The following is a 23,772-nucleotide window of genomic DNA, read 5'->3' as shown; positions in this document are numbered from 1 at the left end:
CCGTCCGGTTCCCGGGGCGTTCCGAATGTCTGAGGACCGAGAACCGGCCGGCTGTGATCCATTCGATGATTCGTTAGCGGGCGAAACGGATACACCGGGTTGCCGGGGTGCTCAGAAGGGGAGTCAGTACTGACGATGAGAGACGACAACCGCGACGCTCCATGTGCTCCAGAGCTCCTATGAGGTCGAGTGACGACCTTGCGGCAGACGGTCGGACCCGGCACTACGGCGAGTTCTACGGCGTGACCGAGGCCCCGGGAACCGACGATCGGGAGATGCTCGTCGTCTGGGGGAACTGCCAGGCCGAGGCACTGCGGATCGTTCTGTCGAGCTCGCCGGACCTGCCGTTCCGTACTGTGCGCGTCCCGCCGGTCCACGAGCTCGAGTCCTCCGACCTCGCCCGGGTCGAACACCTCGTCCGCCGGGCCGCGGTCATCGTGTCCCAGCCGGTTCGTGCCGGCTACCGAGGTCTGCCGATCGGCGGACCGGACCTGGCCGACATGGCGCCGTCGGCGTCCGTCATCGTGTGGCCGGTCATCCGATACGGCGGTTTGTACCCGTTTCAGGTCATCGCCCGGCATCCCGCGCAACCGTCTGCGGTACCCGCTGCTGTTCCGTACCACGATCTCCGGACGGTGCTCGCGGTGCGGGACGGTCGTGGCCATGACGACGAGTGGGACGTCGACGTCGCGGCCGACCGCATCCGAGAGGCAGCGCAGTGGAGTGTGGAGCAACTCGAGGTACGCGAGCGGCGGCACTGTGACGTCGGGATCTCCGACATCCTGCTCCCTGCCGGGGCCGAGGCCGCCCACACGATCAACCATCCCGGAAACCGGGTGTTGCTGACGCTCGGCGCGCGGATGCTCGACGCACTCGGCGCGTCGGCCCCGGTCCCGCCGTCGCGCGATCTGCTCGGCAACATCCGAGCACCGTTGGAACGACGGGTCATCGATGCGCTCGGTATCGAGGCGTCCCCGCGAGCGTCCTGGGACGTCGACGGCGCAGTGATGTCCGACGACGATGTTCGCCGCCGCCAGATGCACTGGTACGCCGAACATCCCGAATTCATCGATGCCGTCCTGGACCGGTACGTCGACCTCATCGAGATCCTGGGACTGTCGTGACGGGGCCGATAGGACATCTCGTCGTCGGACCTCGGTCGCACGGTGTGGTGCGGTATGCGCAATCGGTTTTCGATGCGGTGATCGCCGAGAGTGCCGGTCACCGGCTCGCGTACATGCGCACACTCAGAGCGGGTGTTCCCCCGGGACTGGCCGAGTGCGCGCTCGTGCACGTGCACGTCACCGATCGGTTGTTCGGACGTACCCCATCGCGAGCACGTGACAACCTGCTCGCCATGATCGCCGGGCTGCACCGACCGGTCTCGGTGACGCTGCACGATCTGCCCCAGCCCTCGGACGGGGCGGCGATGCAGGCACGCATCGAGTTCTTCCGCTCGGTCGCCCGATCCGCGACGGGGGTGATCGTGTCGAGCCGACACGAGGCGTCGCTCTTCGCGGAGTACGTCGACGCGTCGATCACGCCGGAGGTGGTTCCGCTGATGTTCGACACCGTCCGTGTCGACAAGCCCACGGAGTCAACCGAATTGACCGTCGGCGTGCTCGGTTACCTGTATCCCGGGAAGGGGCACATGGAGACACTCCGGGCGATGTCCGGTCTGGATCCGTCGGTCGGCTTCGTCGCGCTCGGCACCCCGTCACCCGGGCATGAGGACCTGGCCGACGACCTCGCCAAGGTCGCCGCGGACATGGGCAGACGCTGCACCATCACCGGCTATCTGACCGACGACGAACTCCGTCGGGCGTCGGCCGAGGTCACCGTTCCGGTCGCCTACCACCGGCACATGTCGGCGTCCGGTTCGATCAACTCCTGGATTTCCGCCGGTCGCCGGCCGCTGGTCCCTCGCACCACCTATACCGAGGAACTCGATGCTCGTTCACCGGGAGTCGTGACGATGCACGGGAACAACGACTCCGCGCTGAAGTCCGCCATCGAGAGTGCGTTCGTCCGACCGGCGTCCACCTGGATCGACTCGGCAGTGGTGCCGTCGCCCACGGCGGTCGACGTCGGCCGAACCCACGAGCGGTTGTGGCGGCGGTGGAGTGCGTGACGGTCATCGAGCTCGACGACGGTCGGATCATCGTCCCAGACAACCGCTGGGACCTCGTCGGCGACTCCTCGCCGCGGCCGTTGGTGAGTGTCGTGATCCCGTACTACAACCAGCCTCACCAACTCGGGTTGGTCCTCGAGGCACTGACGGCCCAGACCTATCCGGCAGATCGTCTGGAGGTGGTGGTCGCCGACGACGGTTCGACATGCTCGCCCGACGTGAGCGCGTGGACATCCCGGCTGAACCTCACCGTGGTGACACAGGAAGACAAGGGATTTCGGGCGGCGGCCGCCCGCAACCTGGGAGTCGCGGCGTCGAGCGGCTCGGTTCTGTGTTTTCTCGACGCAGACACGGTCCCGACAGCTGACTACGTTCGCCACGCGGTCAGGTTGCCCGCCGCGGTGCCCGACGCACTGGTGGTCGGGCGACGCAAACATGCAGATCTCGGTCAGGTCGTCGCGGACTCGGTGGTCGAATGGCTGCGCGGACGGCGTCATCTCGAGAACTCGCATGACTGCGAACCAGGATGGCTGGTCGACGCATACGACCGCACGTCCAGCCTGCTGACCCCTGGTTGGGACAGCTACAAATACCTGATCAGCGCGGTGATGACCTGCAGCCGTACGTTGTTCGACGACGTGGGTGGATTCGACCCGTCCTTCGTCCGATACGGGGGAGAGGACTGGGAGCTCGCGAACCGGGCCTTCATGATGGGTGCGGTGTTCGCTCACGAGCCCCGCGCGGTGGCGTGGCACGACGGTCCCGACTGGGCCGAGCGTTCGGTGCGCGAACGGATCTCGGAGAAGAACTCGGAAGCGCTGGCACTCGCTCCGCTCGTGACCGATCCGGCGGCGCGAACAGCCGGACTGTCATACACGATCCCGGACATCGTGGTACTGGTGTCGACGGAGGGCCACACCGCGGCATCGCTGATGCAGACCGTCGGCAGTGCGCTGCGCGGTGTGGACGGCGCGGTCTGGCTCGTCGGCCCGCGCGCCGGCTCACTGTATGACCAGCTCGGGGTGCATGATTCGCGAGTCCGGATCGGCCGCCCGGACGCATCGACGTTGTCGCGGTGCAGGTTCGTCGCCGAGATCGCCGGTCCCGTCGTCTTCTCGGAGAGCTCGCTCGCGCTCCTCACCGCCCACGTTGCGCCGGGGGAGTGCGGCCAGGTGACGGTGGACTTCGACGGGTCGCCGTCGGCGTCGGTCATTGTTGCGGCGTCGCGTGCACGACACCGCGTCCGACGCTGGGCGGCCCACACCGGCGTGGACTCCGACGACCTCCTCCGCGGGCTGTTCGGGGTCCGGACCGTGCACCACAGCGAGGTCGAGATAGACGTCGCGGATGGCGAGCCGTCCCTGTCCTGGTGAGTGTCGAGTCGCCGCCGCCGCATGCCCCGCGGAACGCAGGATCCGGCCCCGGGCCGGGTTCGGTGTGCCTGGTGCCCACGGTCAGACCCGAACTGACACTGGACTGGACGGGTTTTCAATCCGTTGCCTCACCCTGTCGGATCAACAGCGGGTGCGGATGGTCAACAGCCACTCGGGGAACTCGGTTGCGATGCGGAGAATGATCCGCTCGGCCGACAGGCGGCCCTACGGTATTCGGTGCGCCGGCTCTCCACCCAGCCGCCGATCGAGAATCCGGCGATCCGCGTTCCACTGGGCGGGGCGCTCAATCCGTGCACGATGACGTACCGGTGCGGTGGGCGAGTCCGATCTCCAATTTACGGTCGTAGACCGCACCCAGGACGCCTCCCCTGCTGGCGTCACGGGTGCCGTCGGGTTGTGAGCCGTTCGGACGGTCGAAACAGACCGACACAACTGTATCGGCGGCGACCCGCCGGGCGGCTCAATCGAAGACGGCCGGATGGGCGTCGAGCATCAGACCTGGCGACCGCGCCGAGTGCGTCGGTCCATGTATCACCGCCGGCCTCGGCCATCGTCGTGATCCGGGCGCCGGCCATCCATCCGTCATCCCGAGGCTGGTGTGTCTGCTTCCAGGTAGCCGCTGAAGCAGAACCCGGGTACCGCGTGGTCTCGGAAGTTACCCCGAGGGAATGATGGTGAAAGCAGTGTCGCCGTCAGCGAATACGAGCCCAGTGTCGATCGGTGGCCGGTTCGCGCGAGCGAGCCTTCCGGAAGGCAACACTCTGAACGAGGTCACGTGCGCCGTACCGGTCGACAACGACGTGACATCGATGACGTAGAGCCAGCTTTCGTCCTCGCTCAGGACGACTCGGGCGGGAGGGCGCGTGGGCTCGACCTGCATCGATCCAAGAGAGTTGAGCGTCCCGCTGCCTCCGATCCGGAACTGCCCGACACTCATCCCCATCGTCATCGGCGAATACAGGTGCCTGCTATCGCGGGTGATAGCCATGCCGTGTGGCATCAGGCCCACGAACGGGGCCCCTATCGAGGTCAGTGTTCCGTCACTGTTGATCCGCCAACCACTGATGCTGTGCGATTGCTCGTTCGTGATGTACAGATACTTGCCATCGGGTGTGATGCTGCCCAGGGCGGGTGCGATTCCGGTCGTCTGGGTTGCGCCGATGTGCGTGAGTTCGCCTGAATCGCTGAATGCGTACGCGTCCATCGTGTTCAGAACGAAGCTCGGGACGTAGACATGTTTGCCATCCGGCGTGAAGAGCGGATGACCGAGAGGGCTGACAGCGTGGGGTTGGGCGGTCCGACTGATCGGAGTCAGTCTGCCGTCGACCGACACGCGGTAGGTGACCATGGTCGTCTTCAGTGCTCCGACTGTGGCGACCATGTACCTGCCGTCCGGACTGATGCCGAGGCCTGTCACCGGTTCGCCGGGCCGGGTCAGCCCACCCGGCAACGGTACGAGCCGGCCCTCCTTGCTGATCCTCCAGCCCTGAATCGTCCCCGAAGCAACGCCGGAGCCGTAGATGAAGCGGCGGTTCGGGTGTCCGATCAAACCCAGGGAGAAGCCCGCGGCGGCCGTAGTGCTGCTGACGGGGGTCAGCGTGCCTCCGTCAGCCCGGAGCACCTTGACCGCCTGTGTGCCCGTCGCACCGATGACCAGATACTCCGGGGCCGTGGTGGGTGACGGTCTGGGTGCCGCGGCGGCCGTCGAGGCGAGGGTGAACGAGATCATCGCGGTCGCGATCACGCTGATGAGTAGGCGGCGGCGTGAAGCGCCTCTACGGGACCTCATGATGCGAGGGGCAGCAGGCCGAGTTGGGCGAGAAATGATGCGTTGTCCCAATACACTCGGTGCGCGGTGATTCCGTTGCTGTCGCCGACGAAGACATCGATGAGCGTGAACGCTACGTCCCTTCCCGACGGGGGGACGTCACCGTCGGGCGTTGCCAGGGGTCCGTTCTGTGTGCCCTTGAACTCGACCTCGGCGACCAGACCGTTTCCTTGCTCCCATTGGTCGAGGACTGTCACCGTCATCCCAGGAAATGCCGTGATGAAGCCGTCGATCACGGGCCGGAGCTCGGCTGTGCCGTTCGCCGGGCCGGAAGGGAATGACGCGGCCACGTCGCTTGCGAAGCAGCTGATGGCGAGGTCGGTGTCCCCGGCATTCAGACCGTCGTAGTGGTCTTGGACGAGTTTGGCGAGTGTCACGGGTTCCTGTCCTCCGAAATCATGGTGGTGATGTGCATCACGCATGTTTCCGTATAGCGGTGTCGAGGACTGTCCAACTTTTAACACACTCGGTATCGAGAGACATGATCGATACTACTAAGGAGCCGTTCGGCATTGAGTTCGACGTCGTCAGCGAAACCGAGAATCCCGCACCCAGTGGGGAGGTGCGGGATTCTCGGGTGTCGGTGGGTTGCTGCGTGGGTTATAGGTGTTCTGCGAAGAATGGGATCACGGATTTGAGTGCTTCGCCTGCACCGTGGGGTTGGTCGTAGAGGTCGTAGTGTGACACGTTTTCGAGCACGATGAGCTTTTTGTCTTTGGATGCTGCTCGCCTGATGATGTCGTGTCCGTCGCGGTAGGCGCCGAATGCGCCTTGTTTGTCGCCGACGATGACCAGCAGTGGCTGGGTGAGGAGGGTGTCGGCGAGGTGGAAGGCGTCCCAGCCGAGAGCTGATGCGCCGTGGGCGTTTTCGAAGAGCACGCATCCGTTGGGTGATTCGCCGCGTTCGGTGCGGTAGTAGTCGTAGGCTTCGACGATGTCTATGTCACCGACGTCGTGTGCGGCTTCCTTCGAGTCGGGGAGCATTCCGGCGACGGCGCTGTCGGCTCCGCGGGCTTCCTTGGTGCGTTGGGTGGCTGCGGCCTCGAGTGCGGCGATGACGGCGTCGTTTGATCCTTGGGTTTCGCGCATCATGCGTCCGTAGTTGACGCCGGTGATGGACGCGACGGCCTTGAAGCGTTTTTCGGTCATGGCGGCGTTGAGTGTGTAGCCGCCGCCGCCGCACACGCCCAGCACGCCGATCCGGTCGGCGTCGACGTAGGGGAGGGTGGTCAGGTAGTCGGCGACGCGTCGGAAGTCCTCGACTCGTTGTGCGGGGTCTTCGATGAATCGTGGTGTTCCGCCGCTGGCGCCTTGGAAGCTTGCGTCGAAGGCGATCACGACGTTGCCGGCTTCGGCGAGTGCGCTGGCGTAGATGTTTCCCGATGTCTGTTCTTTGCAGCTGCCGATGGGGTGGGCGCTGACGATGGTGGGGTAGCTGTTGTGTGCATCGAAGTGTGGTGGGTAGTAGATGTCGGCGGCGATGTCCCAGTACATGTCTGGGTTGCGGAATGTGGTGTGTTCGATGGTGGTGTTGGTTGCCATGGTCAGGGCCTCCGTGTGGTGGTTTTGCTGTCGGAATTCATGCTCCCGTTTCGTTGCGTGTGCAACCAGGCTCGATTCGTTCCTGGGAGGAATCGCTCCCCCGGTGAGATGGCGTCAGCCGGCGCTGGGGATAGATGGAAGGTTGCGAATGGTGGTGCCGATATTCGGGTTCAAACGTTCTCAGTGCGGTGGCCCGGTGGTTGTCATCGGGGTGTGGTGAACGGCAGATTGCCAGCCGCAGGGCAGGGCGCATATGGCGATGAGTTCGCGAGCAACGCTGCCGTTTGAAAGTGTCTGGGCTACAACGAAAGCGGTGGCTGGGTACTGGCAGTTGTCGCATTTGCCAAAGTAGTTCAGGACCTCGGTCGCCTGCGTGTGTGTCATCTGTGGTCCTGCTCGTGATTCGTGTCTCCGGCCCGGGTGGCCGGGCCGGGCGAGCCGGTCGGCCGCGGGCTGGACGCGCTCAGCGACGCGAGAATCCGGAGCTTGTCGTGCGACGACGTGCCGGATTCTGCCGACCACAGCACGAGCTGCTGATCGGGATCGCCGGTGTAGCGGAAAGTGTCCCAGTCGAGTGTCAGGTCACCGACGTCCGGGTGGTGGAGCGTCTTGCTGCCGAACTCCTGTCGTGCGACGTGTCGGGCGGCCCACCAATGTCGAAACTGTTCGTCCGCGATGGAGAGCTCACCCACGAGCGACGTCAGCCGGGGATCATTGGGGTTCTCGATAGCATCCATCCGCAGGATCGCAACGCAAGTTCGGGCCACGCCGTCCCAGTCCGCGTACAGATTCCGCATCGTGGGGTCGCTGAATACCATCCGGATGTAATTGCGGTCGCGAGTGGCCATCGTCGAGAAATCGGCCAGGAGCGATGCGGCCAGCTGATTCCAGGCCAGTATGTCGAGATAGCGGCCGAACACCAGCGCAGGTGTCTCGGTGAGCTGGTCGAGCAGTCGCTGGATCTGGGGCCGGATGGGTTTGGCGCGGCGCCGCGGTGGTATGCGCCGGTCCGCTTGTTGCGCGAGCCTCTCGGCGTAGTCACGCTGATCTGGTGTGAGGCGAAGCGCGTGGCTCAGTGAATCCAGCACGGGCGCCGATGGCGCCAGCCGACCCTGTTCGATACGGGTGTAGTAATCGTGGCTGATCGCGACGAGGTCGGCCACCTCTTCGCGACGTAGCCCGTTGACGCGCCGCGTATGGCTGCCGTGGGTCGGGAGGCCGACGTCTTCTGGAGTCAGTTCGCTCCGGCGGGCTCTGAGGAAGTGGCCCAACTCGCGAAGATGTGGCTCTCGGTCTGTCATGTGTACACCCTGTTCCCCTCGCCAATCGCCAGTCCCGGTCGGCCGCCAGTCAAGATCCGGCCCGCGACACACGGCATTCCCGCCGCGCGGTCGGTTGGCTTTCCCGTGCCGTTCCAGACTGAACCCAAGACCCCTAGGCCGACAATGGGAGAGTTATTTCCCATGTAGCCCCATGTGGCGACCGGACGACCGATGGGGCCCCGGAGAGGCGAGGGCCAGCGCCTCTCGTCCTGGGGTCAACCAAGGTTTCAGTGGACGGTAGCCTGACTCCGGATTGGTGCCAAACACATCTCACAGACCCTAGATTCCTCCGAACACGCTTCGTTCGCATCCATACACGAGCGGGGTCTGTCCGCAGCCGGGAATGCTGCGCCCCGCCCGCGGAATGTAAGAGGGGCGGCACCCGGGCGGGGCGCTTCGACCGCGGCCTCTCAGAGGCGGGGCTGCAGCACCTTCCGGAGTTCACCGGTTGCGCTCATCGCCGTCGGCCAACCCGAGTGGAACGCGAGGTGGGTGACAACCTCGACCAGTTCAGCGGGCGTGATGCCGTTCTCGGTAGCCCGCTTGAGATGAAATTCCAATTGGTCCAGGTCGACGTCTGAATCCCATCGAGCAGAGTGGACTGCCTGCCGGGGAAAGCGTTTCGGCCAGAAGAGGTCGTACGGCAGGCTCGGTCAGTGTGCTGACGCAATTCAGTTGGGAACACCTCGATGTCATGCACGTGACACGCATTGATGTCTGCATGACAGCTACGGAAGCATGCGAACAAGCTACGAGCCTGTTGCTCTCTTGTGCCCCCGGTCAGACTCGAACTGACACTGGACGGGTTTTGAAACCATTTATCTCGAGCAATACCACGCGGGTTTCGTGCTGGTCAAGACGTAGGTTTATGCTGGTGAGAGACCGAATACGTACATGACTAGTCTCTGGGGCCACACTGGTTGACAGGTGTGAACTCGTTTTGCCATGCGCTGCCACGCAACCTTTTGACGGCTGCCATGCGCAGCTCCAGGACCGGAACCTAAAAGGGGAGTTGGACGCTGTGGCGTGGACTGAGCAGAATCGTTCGGGCACCTATAGGGCCATGTTCAGGGACGAACACGGCAGACGACGCAGCGCCGGAACCTTCGACCGCGAGAAGACCGCCCTAGGAAGAGCTCAGGCAGCCGAGGACGATGCCCGAACCCGCAAACCCCGGGAATCCCTCACCTGGGCTGAATGGCGCCAGCGGTGGGTCAAGACCCGCAACGTCGAAGCTTCCACCCTCGGTCGGGACAACGTACGGATCACCAAACACATAGGCCCTCAATGGGACGCGACCAGGCTAACCGACATCGCCCGGCCAGCGGTTCAGGCGTGGGTACGACACCTCTCACGCCCCAAGGCTGAGGGCGGGGCTGGCCTGTCGCCGTCAACCGTACGCAAGACTGTAGGTGTCTTATCCGCGTCGATGAAGGCGGCAATGCGCGAGGGGTTGATCGACGCAAACCCCTGCACCACTCTGGAATACCCTGCAATCCCACCATCCCCAGAACGTTGGCTCTCAACCGCAGAGGCAGACGCACTCCGAGACGTCCTCGCGGATCAATACCTGTTCACGTTCGAATTGCTGCTCGGTACCGGCGCTCGATGGGGTGAGGCGTGTGGAATCCACTGGGACGACGTCGATCTGTCACGCAAGACTGTTACGTTTCGCTGGTCGTGGGAGCGGCGTGAACACTACTTCAAGGCGCCGAAGACGGGTCGGACACGGATCGTCCCCATCGGTGAAAAGCTCGTGGCTTTACTGAATGAACCGGTTAGATCGGGATGGACTTGGTGAACCCCCAAAGGTCGACTATCGTGGCGGTTCCCGACCCCTCTACGGTGTTGTTTTGCGCACTGCCGCTGGCACACCCCCGAATGGGACTTCATTCGCCCATGGGCTGACAGCGGCCGGCAACGCAGCATTCACTGGTATAGGCCTCAACCGCAAGCGTGTTGGCAATGTGCGGCCGCACGACCTACGGCATAGCTACGCGAGTCGGCTCGTCCAGAGCGGTGTTCCGCTGGACACGGTTTCGAAGTTGATGGGGCACTCCTCAGTCCTCGTCACCCAGCGGTATGCGTCGGCGGGTGAGTCTCAATGGGAGGCAATTCGTGGTGTGCTGGGCTGATCGTGCTGTTAGGGCCAGACCAGATTCGGTGCGTTCCCCGAGCCGATGCATTGTGCTAGCCGCGCACGCTTGGCGGCGAGATCAGGTCAATAAGGGCCGGTCGCTGGGGGGCCACCGCCGGGTTAGCGACGGAGGCCGGGTTGCACTCAGGTCGAATTTCCTCTGTCACCGGCCAGCGTCCACTGACCGCGTGAGCATAATAAAGTAGCGCCCGCAGCGCGACGATCTCTTAGGTCAGACGTAATGGGCGCGGGTCGAGGGTGTCGCCGTGGGTACCGGTCAGCTCGTAGAGCGCGGCGACCTTGTCGGCGACCGCTTCGGCGGCGGCCTGCATCCAGATGACGGGCATGGGGTCGAGTTCGTCGAGCGCGAGCACCGGGCGCGGGCTGATCGTCTCGGGCGGTAGCAGCATCTCCCGGTGGGTGGAGAGGTCGAGCGTGGCGTCGGAGAACCGTTGTCCGGCAATGTTGTAGCGGATACGTCCGGCGAACAATCCGGGACTGCGTGTGGGAGTGATCGTGATGTCGAACTCGCCGAAGTCGCCGGGTCCGGGGCGGGCGGCCTGGCGCAGCGAGTGCTGCATGTGTTCGGCGTCGAGGCGGGTGGCCAGGTCGGCGTCGGCGGTGGGGCGGGCTTGGGTCGGCGCCCGGAATTGCAGGGCGCTGCCGCCGGTGAGGATCCACTGGTCGGCGTCGGGGGAGCGGAACAGCCGGGCCAGGAACAACTGGAGGGTCACGGTCTGAGCGAGCTCGTCGCGACTGAACCTGCTCGTCCGGGCCTCGGCGGACAGGCGGGCTTTCAGCCCGGCGCGGAAGGCTTCTTCGGACGCATACGGCATCAGCCGACCAGCACCGGCCCGGCAGGCATCTGGGCCTGATCGAGCAACGAGGCGAACAGCTCGGCGCCCGAAGCGTAGTTCCAGCGCGACGCGGCCCGATCGCATGCCGCGATCAGCTCGTCGGCGTCGACCAGCGACTCGCTCAGGCAGGTGTGTAGCGCGGTCCCGATGTGCCCGCCGTCGCCGTGGGTGAGCAGCAGGTCGGCCACGGCGCGCGCGGGTGTGGTCACCGGCAGCCCGTCGACGAGGTCCCAGTCGCGGCCGCGGTCACCGATCGGCCGGCGCCAGGTGCGCACCGACGGGTCGCGAACGTTGATGCGATGCGGGCTGCTCAGCTCGAGCCCGGATGCGGTGATCGTGCCCAGCCGCAGCACCTGGGCGGCGGCGGCGTGGCTCACCACGCTGTCAGGGTTGGTGCGGCGTTCGTCGATGTCTGCGGTGGGGTGCAGCGCCAACCACTGTGCCGCCCAGTCACCGAGGGTTGTCCAGGCCGAGGACTCGGGGAGCTCGTAGACGCCGTGGTGGACCCGGACGATGGCCTCACGGGCAGCGAGGCGGGCCAGGACGTACGGCGCGACGCCGAGGTTGCGGGCTTGGGCGGTGGTGAACAGGCCGAACTGGCGATCCGCCAGGTCGCGGATCGCGCCCCACCGGTCAGCGTCGATCATGCAGCAATAATAGCAACGGGAGCGATCGGTGAGGCTTTCCGAGCAGTCCGAGCGCGGCCCGTCCGTGTGGACGGGGCCGGGTGCCCCGGCACTGTGGCCACGGTGTGCCGGGGCGGTCGACGTCGTCATCCGCTGGTGGGGTGGAGGACTTCGCGTAGGCGGGTGCCGATCCACAGCGGGACGGGTGGGGTGACGGCGTTGCCGTAGCCGTCGATCTGGTCGCGGCCTTTACCCCAGACGGTGAAGGTGCCTTTGTGGTCGCCGAAGTCGGGGTCGAATCCGCAGCCGCGGCCGACCTCGTGCGGGGTCATCATGCGGAAGAAGCACTCATCGAGCGGGATGTCGGCGAGGGCGTCGCGCCAGTGGGAGGCCAGCAGGGCGGTGGTGTCGCGGCTGGTCAGGGTGCCCAGGGGGTCGGTGAGCGGGTGCGCGGCGGTTTCGGTGCCGGTGCTGCCGTTCTGTTTGAACCAGCCTGCGTGCAGGGCGGGGTCGCCGGTCGCGGTGAGCAGGCCGGGGGTCTGTTCGGCGGTGACTGTTGGCATGGCCTGGGCGTGGCTGGTCGGGGTGGTGTGTTTGCGGAAGGGCACCACACCCGAGGACACGATGCTCAGGGTTTCCGAGCCGCCCTGGGTGGGCAGGGCCTCGTCGAGGCCGCGTGGTGCGCCCTGGAAGTTGTTGATGGCCATCGCGACTGGGGGTGTGAGCAGGCCGGTGGTGTTGGTGGCGGTCTGGGTCCGCAGCGGTTGACCCAGGGTTCGGGTCCGGCACTGCGATCCGGGGCGCTCGAAGGTGTTTCCGGCGGCGACCATGATGGCGCCGGTACTGAGCAGCGCGGTCTCTTGCTGCGAGGTTTGGGTGGCCATCGGTTGCAGCGGGTGGCGCTCGACGCCGCGTTGGGCTTTGGCCGGCATCAGCACGGCGGGGAACTCGGCGAACTTCTGTCGGCACCGTTCAGCGCGGGCCATGGTCGCCGGGGCCAGCGGCTTGGTCCGCTCGCCGATCCGGGTGCCGAGGTGGGTGAGGTCCAGGGCGGTCAACGACGGTGTGGCGGTGGGGGAGACCTCGCCGAAGCAGCGCGGGCAGCGGTAGTTGTACTGCTTGCCGTAGCGCACCGATCCGCTGGCGGGCACGCCGGTCTTCCACGCCCACATCGCCTCGACAGCCTCATCGCAGGGGCCGCACCGCCTGGGGGCGGTGGTCGAGGTCGGGGGCGGGCAGTGTGCGGTCCCAGAACACGATGTAGAGCCGGTCCCGGCTCTGGGGGACGCCGAAGAACATCGAGTTGAGGTAGAGCACCTTGTGCTCGTAGCCGAGCTTGGTGATCTCGCGCAGCCACCACCGATACGTCGACCCGTCGCCGACCTTGCGTCGGCCCGGGACCGCTGGTCCCCAGGACTGCAACTCGGTGGTGCATTCGACCAGGATCAGCAGCGGGTGGTGCTGATCGGCGTAGTGCAGCACGCAGTTGGCCGTGGCCCGATCCCGCTCGGATCGGGTGGCGCGTTCCTCGAACTCGGGGTCGTCGAGGTCGAACAACGTCAGACCCTGTTCGTAGGCACGCTGGGTGTTGGCCTGGGAATGGTTGGTGCAGGTCACCCCCGCAACCAGCAGGTCGGCCGCCGGGAGTTCGCGCACCGAGTGATAGGTGTCGGAGTCGGTGTTGATCAGATCGGCGATCCAGTGCTCGACGTGCGGATGGTTGGCCTCGTGCACCTCGACCTCGACCTTGTAGCGGTTGTGGTTGGCCCCGACGATGGTGTCGAATCCTGCGGCCTCGATGCCCTGGGTGAATCCGCCGAATCCCGAGAACAAGTCCAGCGCGGTCGGGTTGTCGTGGCGGAATCGTCTGCGGCGCAGCGCCGGTCGATGTTCCGCCGTCTTCGAGATGATGTGCCCCATGATCGTCGCTTCCTCACTCATTCCATCCCTAGCGGTTGCCTATAGACAACCATTAGCGGTAGCCTATAGGCAACCATCAAGACGCAGAGGAAAGAAGGAGCAACACATGACAACGATCACCGAAAACACCTGCGCGGCAACACCGATGAGCGTTCATGCGCGAGCGATCGCCGCAAGCATCGAGCAGTGGCGCCAAGCCTACAACCTCGCAGGCAGCGTCGACGCTGAACATGACGCGGCCGCCGCCCTCGTCGGGCTGGTCGAGCAAGCGATGCCCGAGCTGGCGCGCACCGCGGTTGTCGAGCGGTCCTATCTAGTCCGCCGGGTGCAGCGCTACGTCGGCCCGCTTCCCGCACAGTGGGCAACGATGGACGATTCCGAGCGCGACCAGTACGTCTGTGACCATTGGCTGGCTGTCGAGGAGTTCGACGAGCACATCGACGACGACCAGCTGACCCTGACGACCGTGAAGCCCACCCAGTGACCGATGTCGCTCGTCCGGGCGCGGCGTCACCCTGCCGCCCGCGGCGACCACGTGGGTAGGCTCAGCCACGCCGAGCGTGCCCGCCAGTCCGGCGGGCGACAGGGGAGGAGTCTTGATGGCCGTCGACATCGACGAACCTGCGTTGCTGCGCGCACTCGGAGAAGCGATCACGACGCGCCGCGAGGAACTCGGGCTCAGTCAGCGCGCCCTCGGCCTCGAGGCCGGCGTCGAGCGCAACATGCTGCGCGGCGTCGAAGACGGGTCGCGTCGCGCGACGATCATCACGCTTGCACGCATTGCTGGGGCGCTGAAAGTGCCGGTGTCACAGTTGCTTCATCAGATCGGGTACTGACCTCGACAGCTCTCTTCGCGTGCGAACGTCGTCACCCTGAAGCCAGGACGGAGGGGAGAGGGCTGCACCGTTCGGGGGGTCTGCCGCTTTCCCCTCCCGTCCTGGGAGAACGATCTTCGGTTGGTGTGGCAACTCAGAAGAACGCTTCGCCACACTAGCAAACCTTATGTTTGCTGTAGTCGATGCCGTCCGCGCGGCCCGGCGCTTGCTTGTCACACGGCTCTGCAACACTGCACGCACGTCGAACCCGATCCGAAAGGACATACCCAGATGATGTTTCTGGCTCTCGACAACCCCACTCCGATCGCGCCGACTGGCGTCGTGGCCACGGCTGTCGGATGGGTGGTGATCGGGGTCTTTTGGGTCGGCGCGGTGGTCGTCGGGGCATTGCTCGGACACGCGGCCAGCGTCCCGGGTGCGGGCATTGAGGCGGCAGAGACGCGGCGGGCCCGCCGCGCCCCTGCGCTGCTCGTTGCCGTCGTGCTGATTGTCGCCCTCGTCATGGCTGCCCTACTGCTCCCGCTGCCCATCCCTGTCGCCATCGTTGTACCGGTGGGCGCAGGCATCGTGGCAGTAGTCGGTGTGTATGCCTCCCTACCTGGACCCCAGGAGTCGAGAACTCGCTAGTTCGCGAACATGAACGAGGGTCTGGTCCGTATCGGACCAGACCCTCTCTTTTTGCATATCGGAGCCCGTTGGTCTGAGGACTACGGGATGAGAACGTAGTAGGACACGCCCTTGTTGAGGTTCGGGTGAGTGGTGAAGGACATGAGGTTGATGCCTTGTCCGACCCCGCGAAGATTCACGCGGACAGGCGCTTCCGGTCGGGGACCGAGGTTCATCGGCACCACTCGTTCGCGGAACTGGATACCGGACCAATAGCCGATCGCCACGTTGACCTTGCAGGAGGGGTTGCGGCCCCAGGCGGGCTGATTGCCGGTAAATCCGCGTGAGGTCAGGGAAATGGTGGCCTGACCCCGCTTGGCGGGGTTGGTGTCGATTCCGACGTGGATGGCGCCGCGGCACAAGGCGTTGTTGCCCATGACCCAGATGTCTTCTCCGAGGATGCCGAGCCGTGGTGCTGGCGCTGCTGATGCCGGCGCCGGGACTGCGAGTAGCAGTCCCGACAGTGCGGCGACGGTGACCAGAGCCCGAGTGGTGAACGTCTTCATTGTCATGTGTCGCAACACTACTGTAGGCGCCGCCGGCGCTGCGGACATCGATGTCATGGTCCGGCTGAGCTACCGCATCGGGCACCAATCGGCCTGCTGCGCAGAGCTTTTGCCCACGTCACCGAGCAGGGCTTGTGTCCATCCGTTTTAGCGATACCCAAGCGGTCGAGGGCCGGGCGCCAGCTCGCAAGTGGTGCGCCCGACCCTCCCGGGGTTATCCGTAGATCACCTCGCCGTAGATGCCGGCTTGGGCGATGACATCGGCGGCGATGGCGTCGACGTCGCCGGCGTCGTTGCTGCGGTTGGCCGCTCGGATGAGGTTCCGTAGGTAGTCGGAGACCGCTGCCGAGCCGTCGGCGACGGCGTTAATTCCGCGGGCGATCGTGTCGAGAGTGACCTCGTGTACAGCGTGCTCGAGGTCTTCGATGACGGCGCGTTGGGTGGTGCTCCACCGGTATTCGATGCAGGTCCACCAGTAGCCGATGCCGCCTTCGAGGGCGCAGACGTAGATGTCGGAGAGGAACTGGGTGCGGGCGGTGGTGCGAGTGGTCATGGTGACTCCTTCCGATTGCGCGACCCGGTGTCGCGTCCCACCCTGGGGACACGGCGAGGGTGGGCGGTCAACGCCGCAGAGCGCAGCGCGGGTTGAGGGGCCGGGCCCCCGACGTGTCACCTGAAAGGACTTGTGACAGAACTATTGTCAATGCATCGTGGTCAGAAAAGTTGGTTCTGTGCGGCGTCAGCCGCTCCGAGGTGTTTCATTGAGCTGGTCAGCGATCGCGGACAGGGTGCGGGGAGTGGCCTGATTCCATGCGGTTTTCAGGCGGGATGATTCGCCGGGCGAGAGTGGCCGGCCGATCACGCCGGCGGTGATCGTTGCGATGGCCACGATGTCATCGAGGTCTACGACCTGGTTCATCGTGCTCCTTGGAGGTTCGTCGGCTCGCGGCCGGGGATCTGCGCTGATTGTGCCGGTGCCCTCTGACAGGCGCGAGCGACACAGTTTCGTCTAGGGCGGTTGCTAGCGTGACTAGATGACTACGTGGGATGAGGTCGAGGTAGGTAACCACCAGTTCCAGATCGGCGGGCTCGAGTCCGACCCCACCACCATCGCAGCGGAAACCGACGTCTTCACCGTGTCCAGGTCCGGGTTGCTGATAGTCCACACCGGTATCTCTGCGGGCCCGGCCACGGTCGGTGTCGACTCCATGACAGCGCCCCGCCGGCCGATCTGGACGCCTGGGACAACGTCGCGGAGACAACGGTGTCGACCACCCAAGACCTGCACGTGATGACCGTCGACGGGCGACGTCCTGAGACCCTGGGCCCCATCCCCGCTCCCGCATCTGGCGTAGTGACCCTCCGGGTATCCACACGCGGGCGTGCCGCGAACTGGGATCACATCGTCGACGAACCCTGCGAGGCCTACCTGATCCAGACGTGGCCGGCCGACACGAACACCCCGACCCGGCAACTGAAATCGGCTGACGGGATGTGGGCCGACGCCGACCGCAACCACGACGGGGACGCCGTCCAAGACGACCCTGGCATCGATGTCACTGCGGATGCGACGGTTCGGTTGCGCGGGCCCGTTATAACTCCCACGCCAAGTGAGTGGCAGCTGCTTGATGATGATGAACTGGTGGACGAAATCGACAAGCTCGTCGCGGCCCGAGACGCCACCGATGATCTCGCGATCCGAATGCAAATCGAGGTAGCCGCTCAGGAGTTGATCGACGAAGCACTCAACCGAGGTATCACTTATCCCGTCGCGCCTCACGCACCCTGATCGGGAGGTGGGGTACCTCTGTAGCTGCTGCCACTAGGTCGGTCGGCGATGTTCGGTGCGCCGTGAATCAGCGCCGAGAACCAGTCAGAGCTACCGTCGACCCAACCATTCTCCCTCAGGAAAAGCAGGTCACCCCAGGCCGCCGCCGACGGAAGTTCGAAAGTTAGGCGGGGAGGGAGCCGATCGCCGCTTGCTCGCCGTCGCGGCCACTCCGTGTTGCTACCCCGTCGATGAGAACTGCGCCCATGGCGCCTCCCGCGCGGCCGCGGGGCCACATGATCCCTGTCCGCTCAACCTGGTCCTGCACCAGAGTTGCACAGCTGACAGCTACAGCTTCTTCTCCGGCAGTGGCCAACACCCCTTCACCGGAATGCCCCATCCTGTGAGACACGCCGCCCTCAGGGGTGACGTCGCTCGACAGCCAGACGTAATCCTGCTCGTCATCCTCGCGAATCTGGAGATGCTCTGCCTTGAACCGAATATGGGCGATAGCGCCGTTGAAGCGGCGAACACGCAAGTCACGGCCGATCCGCTTCAGCGCGCGCGTCCACGCCATGGGCAGGACACTCGACGTCACCACGACGCCGACGTCCGAACTCCACGTGGCAGTCAGCAAAGTCTCGTAAGAGAACCAGCTGTCGACGTAGTTACCCACCCAAGCAGCCTAGACAACGAACCGCCTAGTGAGCAGAGCGGCGCACCGACACCGCCATCGGAACGCCCTCCAAGTCGCGATCGACAGACCTTACGTCACAATGCACCGAGAACTGTGCTCCCCCACGAGTACCTGTCCACCAAGTACACGCTCATTCCACGAGGACGATCGCCTCGAGCTCCCGCGTGACCAGATCGGGTGGCCGCGGGAGCTCGAGGCGAGCGCGAAAAATCTGAATCAGCCGTCGAATCCGCGAAGGACCAGTGACGGCGGAGTGCCCGCGGCCCGAGTGCGGGTACTGGTGACGTACTCGATTGCGGCGGTGTCCGGCACCGAGAGGCGCAACCACCGGGCTTGAGCGCTCAGGCGTATCAGTCCCGTCTCGTTGCAGAAGCCCAGCGCGCCGAACAGCTGGTGTGCGTGCGCCAGGACTTTGCCGGTCGCCTCCAGGGTGTACAACCAGGTCAAGGCGGCCGACGCGTGTGCCCGGTCGTCGTCGCGAGCCCACCGCCACCCTGCGTCGTACACGGCGACCTCGGCACCCTGCAGGAGCATCGAGCACTCGGCTAGCCGAACCTGGACCGACTGGCGGGATGCGAGCGGCTTGCCGAAGACGGTGCGGTCCTTGGCATGTCGCATCGTCATCTCGAATGCGCCGGATGCCAGGCCAAGTGCGGAGGCGGAGGCGAGCAACCAACGGCGAGCCGCGAGCGGGTCCGCGCCGTCGACGGAGCCCTCCAGCCAGCCATGCGGCATGTCGTAGGCGTTGTGGACGGCAGGGCAGGGCTGCCGAGTGAGTGCGGTGCCGTCGACGGTCGAGACGACTGCGTCCGCGCGTGCTCCCCAGCCGACGACCTGCCGGTCGGCGGCGCAGGGGCCAACACTTGTGATGACGCTGCCACGGCTGAGGACCTCGTCTGCCAATTCGGGATTGGCGCGGGCCGCGAGCTCGGCTTCGACAACCGGGCCCGGCAGAGGTGCGCGTGCGATCGTGCTGATGGCACAGACGACGTCGAGCATGTCGCCGCCCTGCGCCTCCAGGTCGAAGATTCCGAAGTCCACCAACTGTTTCCAGCCGTTCGCATCGTCGGTCTCCGAAACCTCGAACAGCGGACGGTCTCGTGTCCACCGACGCAGTTCGTCGACCAGCCCGGCAGTGTGATCGGGAAGTACGAAGTCCATCTCAGCGAATCCTCTCCAGACCCAGACCGCGTTGCGCGATGATGCCCATCTGGATCTCATATGCACCGGCGGTGACAGTCCCGGTAGGTGCCAGCCGGACGAAGTCCTCGATCTCGCCGCCCTCGACAGCCCAGGTGTCGTGCGAGTCGGCGAGTGCACTGGTACCGAGTACCTGGTCGGCGATGGCCGCGACCCGTTGTTCCAGAGTGACGTTGTGGACCCGGGCAGCGCTACCTTGCCAGGTCGGCACCTCGCCACGTTCTTTCATGTCGACGACCAGGTAGCTCATCAGCTCGGCCACGCGCGCGGAGGCGAGAGCGCCGGCGATGTCGCGGCGGATGTCCGGACGGTCGGCCTCGGGCAGGCGCTCCAGCTCGCCGAGAATGCGGGTGGATCTGGCGTACCTGGCCACACCGACTCGCTCGAAGGCCAACGACGCCATGGCCACTCGCCACCCATTGCCCGGAGTCCCGAGCACGGCGTCGGCGGGAATCACCGCGTCAGTGAAGACAACGGAGTTCAGCTTGTGTTTGCCGAGGGGCGTCGAGATGGTCTTGACCTCGACGCCGGGAGTGGACATGTCGATGAGCAACACCACGAGCCCGGCGTGCCGTTCGGAACCCTGTTCGCATCGCGCGACGAGGACGCCGAACTCGGCGAAGTCGCCGTAACTGGTCCAGATCTTCTCGCCGTTGATGACGAACTCGTCGCCGCTGGGTGTCGCCTTCGTCCGCAGCGCAGCCAGGTCCGACCCGGCGCCCGGTTCGGAGAAGAGCTGTGCCCATTGAACATCGCCGGCGGCAATGCGTGGGAGGTACTTCGCCTTCTGTTCGTCGGTACCGAACTCGATGATCGCCGGTCCGATCCAGTTGACGCCCATGTACTGGCCGCCGCGCGGCTCGAAGTACGCCCACGCCTCCTCCTGCAGCACCACCTGGCGCCAGTTCGAGGCGTTCTGACCGCCGTACTCTTCTGGCCACGTCTGGGTGAGCCAACCGCGCTCGGCCATCTCACGGGTGACGTCGAAGCTGAGGTCGAGATAGTCGTCCGGCCCGTGGAAGATGCCGACCCAGTCGTCGGGTAGCCGGGCTTCCAGGAGGGTGCGGAGTTCGGCGCGGAACTGCTCCTGGTCTTCGGAGAAATCGAGATCCATGGTGTCCTTCGTTCCTTCCCGGACCGATGTGATTACTTGCCGAGGACCTGCGCGGTCAGCGCGCGGAACTCGGCGGAGGCGATGAGCTGCCCCTGGATGTCTGCGGAGGCGTCGAAGTGGCTGTCCGACGGCCAGTCCTCACGAGCGAGCCGCGCGTACGACTCGAGGAGATGGCGGGGATGTGTGGCGAGTTTGACGGCGCGCTCGCGGGCGGCGTCGATCGCAGTCGGCTCGGCCTTCTCGCCCAGGCCCAGTCGCTCGGCGAGATCGGCGTCGATGCGCTCCTGGTCGGCGAGCAGGCGCCACAGGAGCGAACCGTCCAAGCGGCGGAGCAGTCCGATGCCGCCGACACCGTGGATGAGTCCGGCGTTCGCCCAGCCCTGACGGAACCAACCCCGGGGGCCAACGAACCGCATGTCGGCGGCCAGAGCGATGTCCAGGCCCAGCCCGATCGCGGCACCGTCGACGGCCGCGGCGGTGGGCAGGGGACACTGCTGGAAGGCGCGGATGATCCGCTGCATCCGGCTGTAGACCGTGTCGCGCACCTGCTCGGGGGTGTGGGTGGCCGAGATCTCGGCGAAGGCCGGTAGATCGCCACCGGAACAGAAGGCGCCGTTGCCGGTCACGATCACGAGAGCCGCGTCCGATCGCCCGGCCTCGTCGATCGCGGTTACGATCTCGTCGGCGTCGGTGGGATTGAGCGCATTGCGCTTCTCCGGCCAGTCCAGGGTCACCACGGCCGCACCGGACTCAACTGTCAGCACCACACCCACGGTCATCTCCTCCTGCTTGCATCCTCGCCCGGCCACCGGGCCACTGCGGCCGACTCCGGCCCTCGGACGAGTATGGACGTCCAGCCCCGATAAGTCTATGTTTTATCTACCTATTTATGCTAATTCTAGACGTGATGGCGAACACTCAGGAGGCCCAGTGACGACGAGCGCTAAAGCTCACACGAGCGCGGATGCCGGGTCCATCGGCCGGCTCGAGTCGACCGTGGAGACCGACGATCATCGCGCGTTCGCCGACGCGGTGTCCGCGGCGGTCGCGTCGATATGGGACGACGATGCCCTGAGGGCGGTCGGACGCGATGGCGCCGAGGCCGACGACGAGCTCGCATGGTCTGTGCTGACCGATGCGGGACTGCCCGCGGTGCCGGTCTCGGAGGCTCGTGGCGGGTTCGGTGGTGGATGGCTGGATGTCGTGTCGGCGACCGAACGCCTGGGTCTGGCGCTGGTGCCCACTCCGTTGGCGGCCTCCTTCGCGGCCACGATGATCCTGTTGCACCGGGACGACAACGACGACACTCTCCTCGGTCGGGTGGCCGACGGAAGTGCTCGGGTGACCGTTGCCGCGGATTGGCGAGCGGCCGACTGGGCCGACAAGGATTCGGTGAGCGTCGTCGCCACCGAGGCCGACTCCGATGGGACGGTGACGCTGACCGGACGGGTCGATTGTTACCTCCGTCCGTCGGCCGACCTCCTGCTGGTACCGGCGGTGACGCCCGACGGAGTGATCGTGGTGATGGTGCCGGCCGCCGACGCGGTCGTCACCTCTCGCATCGGTCTCGACCTGCTGTGCCCGCTCGGTGCCGTCTCCTTCGACGGTGTCGACGCCACCGTCGTACTCGAGGGACCGGCATCCCGGTGTGCGTTGTCCGCGGCCCACGCGGCCGCAACCCTCGCTCTCTCTGCCGAGCAGGTGGGCGTCTGCCGCCGAGCTCTGCGCCAGGCGGTGGAGCACGCGAAGGACCGCACGCAGTTCGGTGCGCCGATCGGACGATTCCAGGGCGTGTCCCACCGACTCGCCGACGTGTTCGTCGAGACCGAGCTGGCCGCGACGGCGGTGCGACATCTGGGCGCCGTGCTGGACGCGGGCGCGGATCCGGACGATGGAGAACAGCGCGCGGCCGCGCAGCTCGCGCATCATCAGGCGACCCGGGCCCTGCGCGTCGCATCGGCAGCACTGATCCAGGTCCTCGGCGGGCTCGGCTTCACCTGGGAGTCGACCGCCCACCATGCCTTCCGTAAGGCCGGGGCGCAGGCCAGGCTGCTCGGCCCGGCATCCGCGCCGACGGTTCATCGGACCGATGAGGCGATGGTGACCCCGCCGGCCGATCCCGTGGTCGACGAGTTCCGGTCGTTCATCGCCGACGCGCTGGCCGCGCATCGGGACCAGTGGGGTGCCGACGACACCTTCGCCGCCCGGCGCGCCTGGCAGCGCCGCCTGTTCGACGGGGGGTGGATCGGCCTCGGATGGCCGCAGACCCACGGCGGACGTGGCCTCACGGTGCGGCAACAGGTCGACTGCGAACGCGAGCTCGCGGCCGCGGGCGCGCCCACGATGGCCGGCATCCTGGGGATCAACAACGTGGGGCCCACACTGATCGCCCTGGGCACCCCCGAGCAACAGCGACATCTGCCGGCCATCCTCTCTGCCGACGAGGTGTGGTGCCAGGGTTTCAGCGAGCCAGGGGCCGGAAGTGATCTGGCCGGACTCCGCTGCCGGGCTGTGCGTGAGGGCGACGACTACGTGATCAACGGCCAGAAGATCTGGACCACCGACGGTCTGGATGCGACGCACATGGAACTGATGGTCCGAACCGACCCCGAGACGACGCGTCACGCGGGTATCACCATGCTGCTGGTCCCGATCGACACACCGGGCATCACGCGCCGTCCGATCGTCCAGCTCGACGGCACCACCGGATACGCCGAGGTCTTCTTCGACGACGTGCGGGTCCCGGTGTCGTCACTCCTGGGCGACGAAGGAGAGGGATGGTCGGTCAGTCGGACGACCCTCGCGTACGAGCGGACCGGCGTCGTCGCCCTTGCCGCCCGACTTCAGCAGACCGTGCGCGACGTCCTCGATCGCATCGATCCCGCGCTGCTCGATGACGACGTCGCACGGGAACTGGGCGAGACCGCGGCGCGTGCGCGCCTGTTGGATCTGCACGGCGAGAGAATCTTGTCGGCGATCGAGTCAGGTACGCCGCCCGGTCCCGAACAGTCGGTTGTCAAGCTCGCCTGGAGTCAGGTCACCCAGTCACTCGGTGAGCTCCGGCTGGCGTCGAGCGGAATCGATGCGCTCGAACCGGATGCCGTGACCGAAACCTCGTACCTTCGATCCCGGTCGGCCTCCATCGCCGGTGGTACCACCGAGATCATGAAGAACCTCATCGCCCAGAAAGTTCTGGGTCTGCCGCGATAGCTGTGGTGCCCACAGCAC

General features: G+C 65.8%; 26 protein-coding genes and 1 tRNA gene. 10 read left to right on the top strand and 17 right to left on the bottom strand.

All coding sequences use genetic code 11. The annotated features are described in order from the left end of the window. Positions 1–179: 179 nt before the first annotated feature. The 3 genes from KTR9_RS15715 to KTR9_RS15705 are packed head-to-tail and all read left to right on the top strand — an operon-like array spanning position 180 to position 3,504. Positions 180–1,124, top strand: a complete 945-nt coding sequence (locus KTR9_RS15715) for a WcbI family polysaccharide biosynthesis putative acetyltransferase (RefSeq protein ID WP_044506866.1) — start codon at positions 180–182, stop codon at positions 1,122–1,124. Continuing rightward, positions 1,121–2,131: a hypothetical protein gene (locus KTR9_RS15710; RefSeq protein ID WP_014927200.1), complete on the top strand. Its 1,011-nt coding sequence runs from the start codon at positions 1,121–1,123 to the stop codon at positions 2,129–2,131. Before KTR9_RS15715 ends, KTR9_RS15710 begins: the two co-directional genes overlap by 4 nt. Continuing rightward, on the top strand, positions 2,128–3,504 hold the full coding sequence (locus KTR9_RS15705) for a glycosyltransferase (protein ID WP_014927199.1): 1,377 nt from the start codon (positions 2,128–2,130) through the stop codon (positions 3,502–3,504). Before KTR9_RS15710 ends, KTR9_RS15705 begins: the two co-directional genes overlap by 4 nt. 69 nt (positions 3,505–3,573) lie before the next feature. Here KTR9_RS15705 and KTR9_RS27355 read toward each other — a convergent pair. From KTR9_RS27355 to KTR9_RS27985, 6 genes are all read right to left on the bottom strand, one after another. Beyond that, positions 3,574–3,646, bottom strand: a tRNA-Phe gene (locus KTR9_RS27355). A 534-nt stretch (positions 3,647–4,180) separates the two neighbouring features. Continuing rightward, the gene (locus KTR9_RS15700) at positions 4,181–5,146 is read right to left on the bottom strand and encodes a lactonase family protein (RefSeq protein WP_238553887.1); all 966 of its coding nucleotides are present in this window, start codon (positions 5,144–5,146) and stop codon (positions 4,181–4,183) included. Between the two features lie 164 nt (positions 5,147–5,310). Further along, the gene (locus KTR9_RS26570) at positions 5,311–5,730 is read right to left on the bottom strand and encodes an ester cyclase (protein WP_158409755.1); all 420 of its coding nucleotides are present in this window, start codon (positions 5,728–5,730) and stop codon (positions 5,311–5,313) included. A 223-nt stretch (positions 5,731–5,953) separates the two neighbouring features. Beyond that, a complete protein-coding gene (locus tag KTR9_RS15690; protein WP_014927196.1) occupies positions 5,954–6,895 on the bottom strand; it encodes an alpha/beta hydrolase in 942 nt (313 codons plus the stop codon). Between the two features lie 380 nt (positions 6,896–7,275). Then, positions 7,276–8,196 carry a helix-turn-helix domain-containing protein gene (locus KTR9_RS15685; protein ID WP_044506864.1) on the bottom strand — a complete coding sequence of 307 codons (921 nt, stop codon included), beginning with the start codon at positions 8,194–8,196 and terminating at the stop codon, positions 7,276–7,278. 431 nt (positions 8,197–8,627) lie between these two features. After that, the gene (locus KTR9_RS27985) at positions 8,628–8,777 is read right to left on the bottom strand and encodes a carboxymuconolactone decarboxylase family protein (RefSeq protein ID WP_014927194.1); all 150 of its coding nucleotides are present in this window, start codon (positions 8,775–8,777) and stop codon (positions 8,628–8,630) included. 503 nt (positions 8,778–9,280) lie between these two features. Here KTR9_RS27985 and KTR9_RS28225 point away from each other — a divergent pair. Both KTR9_RS28225 and KTR9_RS28135 read left to right on the top strand, forming a co-directional pair. Next, entirely contained in the window at positions 9,281–10,018 is a 738-nt protein-coding gene (locus KTR9_RS28225) for a tyrosine-type recombinase/integrase (protein WP_193363196.1), read from the top strand. Then, positions 9,987–10,352, top strand: a complete 366-nt coding sequence (locus KTR9_RS28135) for a tyrosine-type recombinase/integrase (RefSeq protein WP_193363195.1) — start codon at positions 9,987–9,989, stop codon at positions 10,350–10,352. The genes KTR9_RS28225 and KTR9_RS28135 overlap by 32 nt, the downstream gene beginning before the upstream one ends. Positions 10,353–10,581: 229 nt before the next feature. Here the strand turns inward: KTR9_RS28135 and KTR9_RS15675 are convergent, their stop codons facing one another. The 4 genes from KTR9_RS15675 to KTR9_RS27970 all read right to left on the bottom strand — a co-directional run bounded on the left by KTR9_RS15675 (position 10,582) and on the right by KTR9_RS27970 (position 13,778). After that, positions 10,582–11,190 (bottom strand): nucleotidyl transferase AbiEii/AbiGii toxin family protein, encoded by a 609-nt coding sequence (locus KTR9_RS15675; RefSeq protein ID WP_014927193.1) that lies wholly within the window; start codon positions 11,188–11,190, stop codon positions 10,582–10,584. Further along, on the bottom strand, positions 11,190–11,858 hold the full coding sequence (locus KTR9_RS15670) for a type IV toxin-antitoxin system AbiEi family antitoxin domain-containing protein (RefSeq protein ID WP_014927192.1): 669 nt from the start codon (positions 11,856–11,858) through the stop codon (positions 11,190–11,192). Before KTR9_RS15670 ends, KTR9_RS15675 begins: the two co-directional genes overlap by 1 nt. Before the next feature lie 125 nt (positions 11,859–11,983). Next, complete coding sequence (locus KTR9_RS27975) at positions 11,984–12,988, bottom strand: hypothetical protein (RefSeq protein ID WP_238553884.1); 1,005 nt, start codon at positions 12,986–12,988, stop codon at positions 11,984–11,986. Between the two features lie 34 nt (positions 12,989–13,022). Then, on the bottom strand, positions 13,023–13,778 hold the full coding sequence (locus tag KTR9_RS27970) for a DNA cytosine methyltransferase (RefSeq protein ID WP_014927190.1): 756 nt from the start codon (positions 13,776–13,778) through the stop codon (positions 13,023–13,025). A gap of 85 nt (positions 13,779–13,863) precedes the next feature. Between KTR9_RS27970 and KTR9_RS15660 the strand changes: the two genes are divergently transcribed. The 3 genes from KTR9_RS15660 to KTR9_RS15650 all read left to right on the top strand — a co-directional run bounded on the left by KTR9_RS15660 (position 13,864) and on the right by KTR9_RS15650 (position 15,220). Then, positions 13,864–14,241 carry a hypothetical protein gene (locus KTR9_RS15660; protein ID WP_148281204.1) on the top strand — a complete coding sequence of 126 codons (378 nt, stop codon included), beginning with the start codon at positions 13,864–13,866 and terminating at the stop codon, positions 14,239–14,241. Between the two features lie 115 nt (positions 14,242–14,356). Further along, a complete protein-coding gene (locus tag KTR9_RS15655) occupies positions 14,357–14,593 on the top strand; it encodes a helix-turn-helix domain-containing protein (protein ID WP_014927189.1) in 237 nt (78 codons plus the stop codon). A 270-nt stretch (positions 14,594–14,863) separates the two neighbouring features. Then, on the top strand, positions 14,864–15,220 hold the full coding sequence (locus KTR9_RS15650) for a hypothetical protein (RefSeq protein WP_044506860.1): 357 nt from the start codon (positions 14,864–14,866) through the stop codon (positions 15,218–15,220). Between the two features lie 80 nt (positions 15,221–15,300). Here KTR9_RS15650 and KTR9_RS15645 read toward each other — a convergent pair whose 3' ends face one another. From KTR9_RS15645 to KTR9_RS15635, 3 genes are all read right to left on the bottom strand, one after another. Then, positions 15,301–15,771 carry a hypothetical protein gene (locus tag KTR9_RS15645; protein WP_049942628.1) on the bottom strand — a complete coding sequence of 157 codons (471 nt, stop codon included), beginning with the start codon at positions 15,769–15,771 and terminating at the stop codon, positions 15,301–15,303. Between the two features lie 208 nt (positions 15,772–15,979). Then, positions 15,980–16,318 (bottom strand): hypothetical protein, encoded by a 339-nt coding sequence (locus KTR9_RS15640; RefSeq protein ID WP_014927186.1) that lies wholly within the window; start codon positions 16,316–16,318, stop codon positions 15,980–15,982. Between the two features lie 186 nt (positions 16,319–16,504). Continuing rightward, on the bottom strand, positions 16,505–16,684 hold the full coding sequence (locus KTR9_RS15635) for a hypothetical protein (RefSeq protein ID WP_014927185.1): 180 nt from the start codon (positions 16,682–16,684) through the stop codon (positions 16,505–16,507). 345 nt (positions 16,685–17,029) lie between these two features. Between KTR9_RS15635 and KTR9_RS15625 the strand changes: the two genes are divergently transcribed. Next, positions 17,030–17,554 (top strand): hypothetical protein, encoded by a 525-nt coding sequence (locus tag KTR9_RS15625; RefSeq protein ID WP_148281203.1) that lies wholly within the window; start codon positions 17,030–17,032, stop codon positions 17,552–17,554. Positions 17,555–17,717: 163 nt separating this feature from the next. On the opposite strand, the gene KTR9_RS15620 is transcribed toward KTR9_RS15625, so the two are convergent. From KTR9_RS15620 to KTR9_RS15605, 4 genes are all read right to left on the bottom strand, one after another. Then, the gene (locus tag KTR9_RS15620; protein ID WP_044506857.1) at positions 17,718–18,209 is read right to left on the bottom strand and encodes a hypothetical protein; all 492 of its coding nucleotides are present in this window, start codon (positions 18,207–18,209) and stop codon (positions 17,718–17,720) included. A gap of 237 nt (positions 18,210–18,446) precedes the next feature. Then, positions 18,447–19,391 (bottom strand): acyl-CoA dehydrogenase family protein, encoded by a 945-nt coding sequence (locus tag KTR9_RS15615; protein WP_014927181.1) that lies wholly within the window; start codon positions 19,389–19,391, stop codon positions 18,447–18,449. A gap of 1 nt (position 19,392) precedes the next feature. Next, positions 19,393–20,544: an acyl-CoA dehydrogenase family protein gene (locus KTR9_RS15610; protein ID WP_014927180.1), complete on the bottom strand. Its 1,152-nt coding sequence runs from the start codon at positions 20,542–20,544 to the stop codon at positions 19,393–19,395. Positions 20,545–20,576: 32 nt separating this feature from the next. Next, positions 20,577–21,323: an enoyl-CoA hydratase/isomerase family protein gene (locus tag KTR9_RS15605; RefSeq protein ID WP_014927179.1), complete on the bottom strand. Its 747-nt coding sequence runs from the start codon at positions 21,321–21,323 to the stop codon at positions 20,577–20,579. Positions 21,324–21,474: 151 nt separating this feature from the next. On the opposite strand from KTR9_RS15605, the gene KTR9_RS26705 reads away from it, so the two are divergent. Then, the gene (locus KTR9_RS26705; protein WP_014927178.1) at positions 21,475–23,754 is read left to right on the top strand and encodes an acyl-CoA dehydrogenase; all 2,280 of its coding nucleotides are present in this window, start codon (positions 21,475–21,477) and stop codon (positions 23,752–23,754) included. Positions 23,755–23,772 lie beyond the last annotated feature (18 nt).

The sequence above is a fragment of the Gordonia sp. KTR9 genome (assembly GCF_000143885.2).
Classification (GTDB): Bacteria; Actinomycetota; Actinomycetes; order Mycobacteriales; family Mycobacteriaceae; genus Gordonia.
Note: the sequence above shows the minus strand (reverse complement) of the source record. Positions and strands in the feature narration are given on the sequence as shown.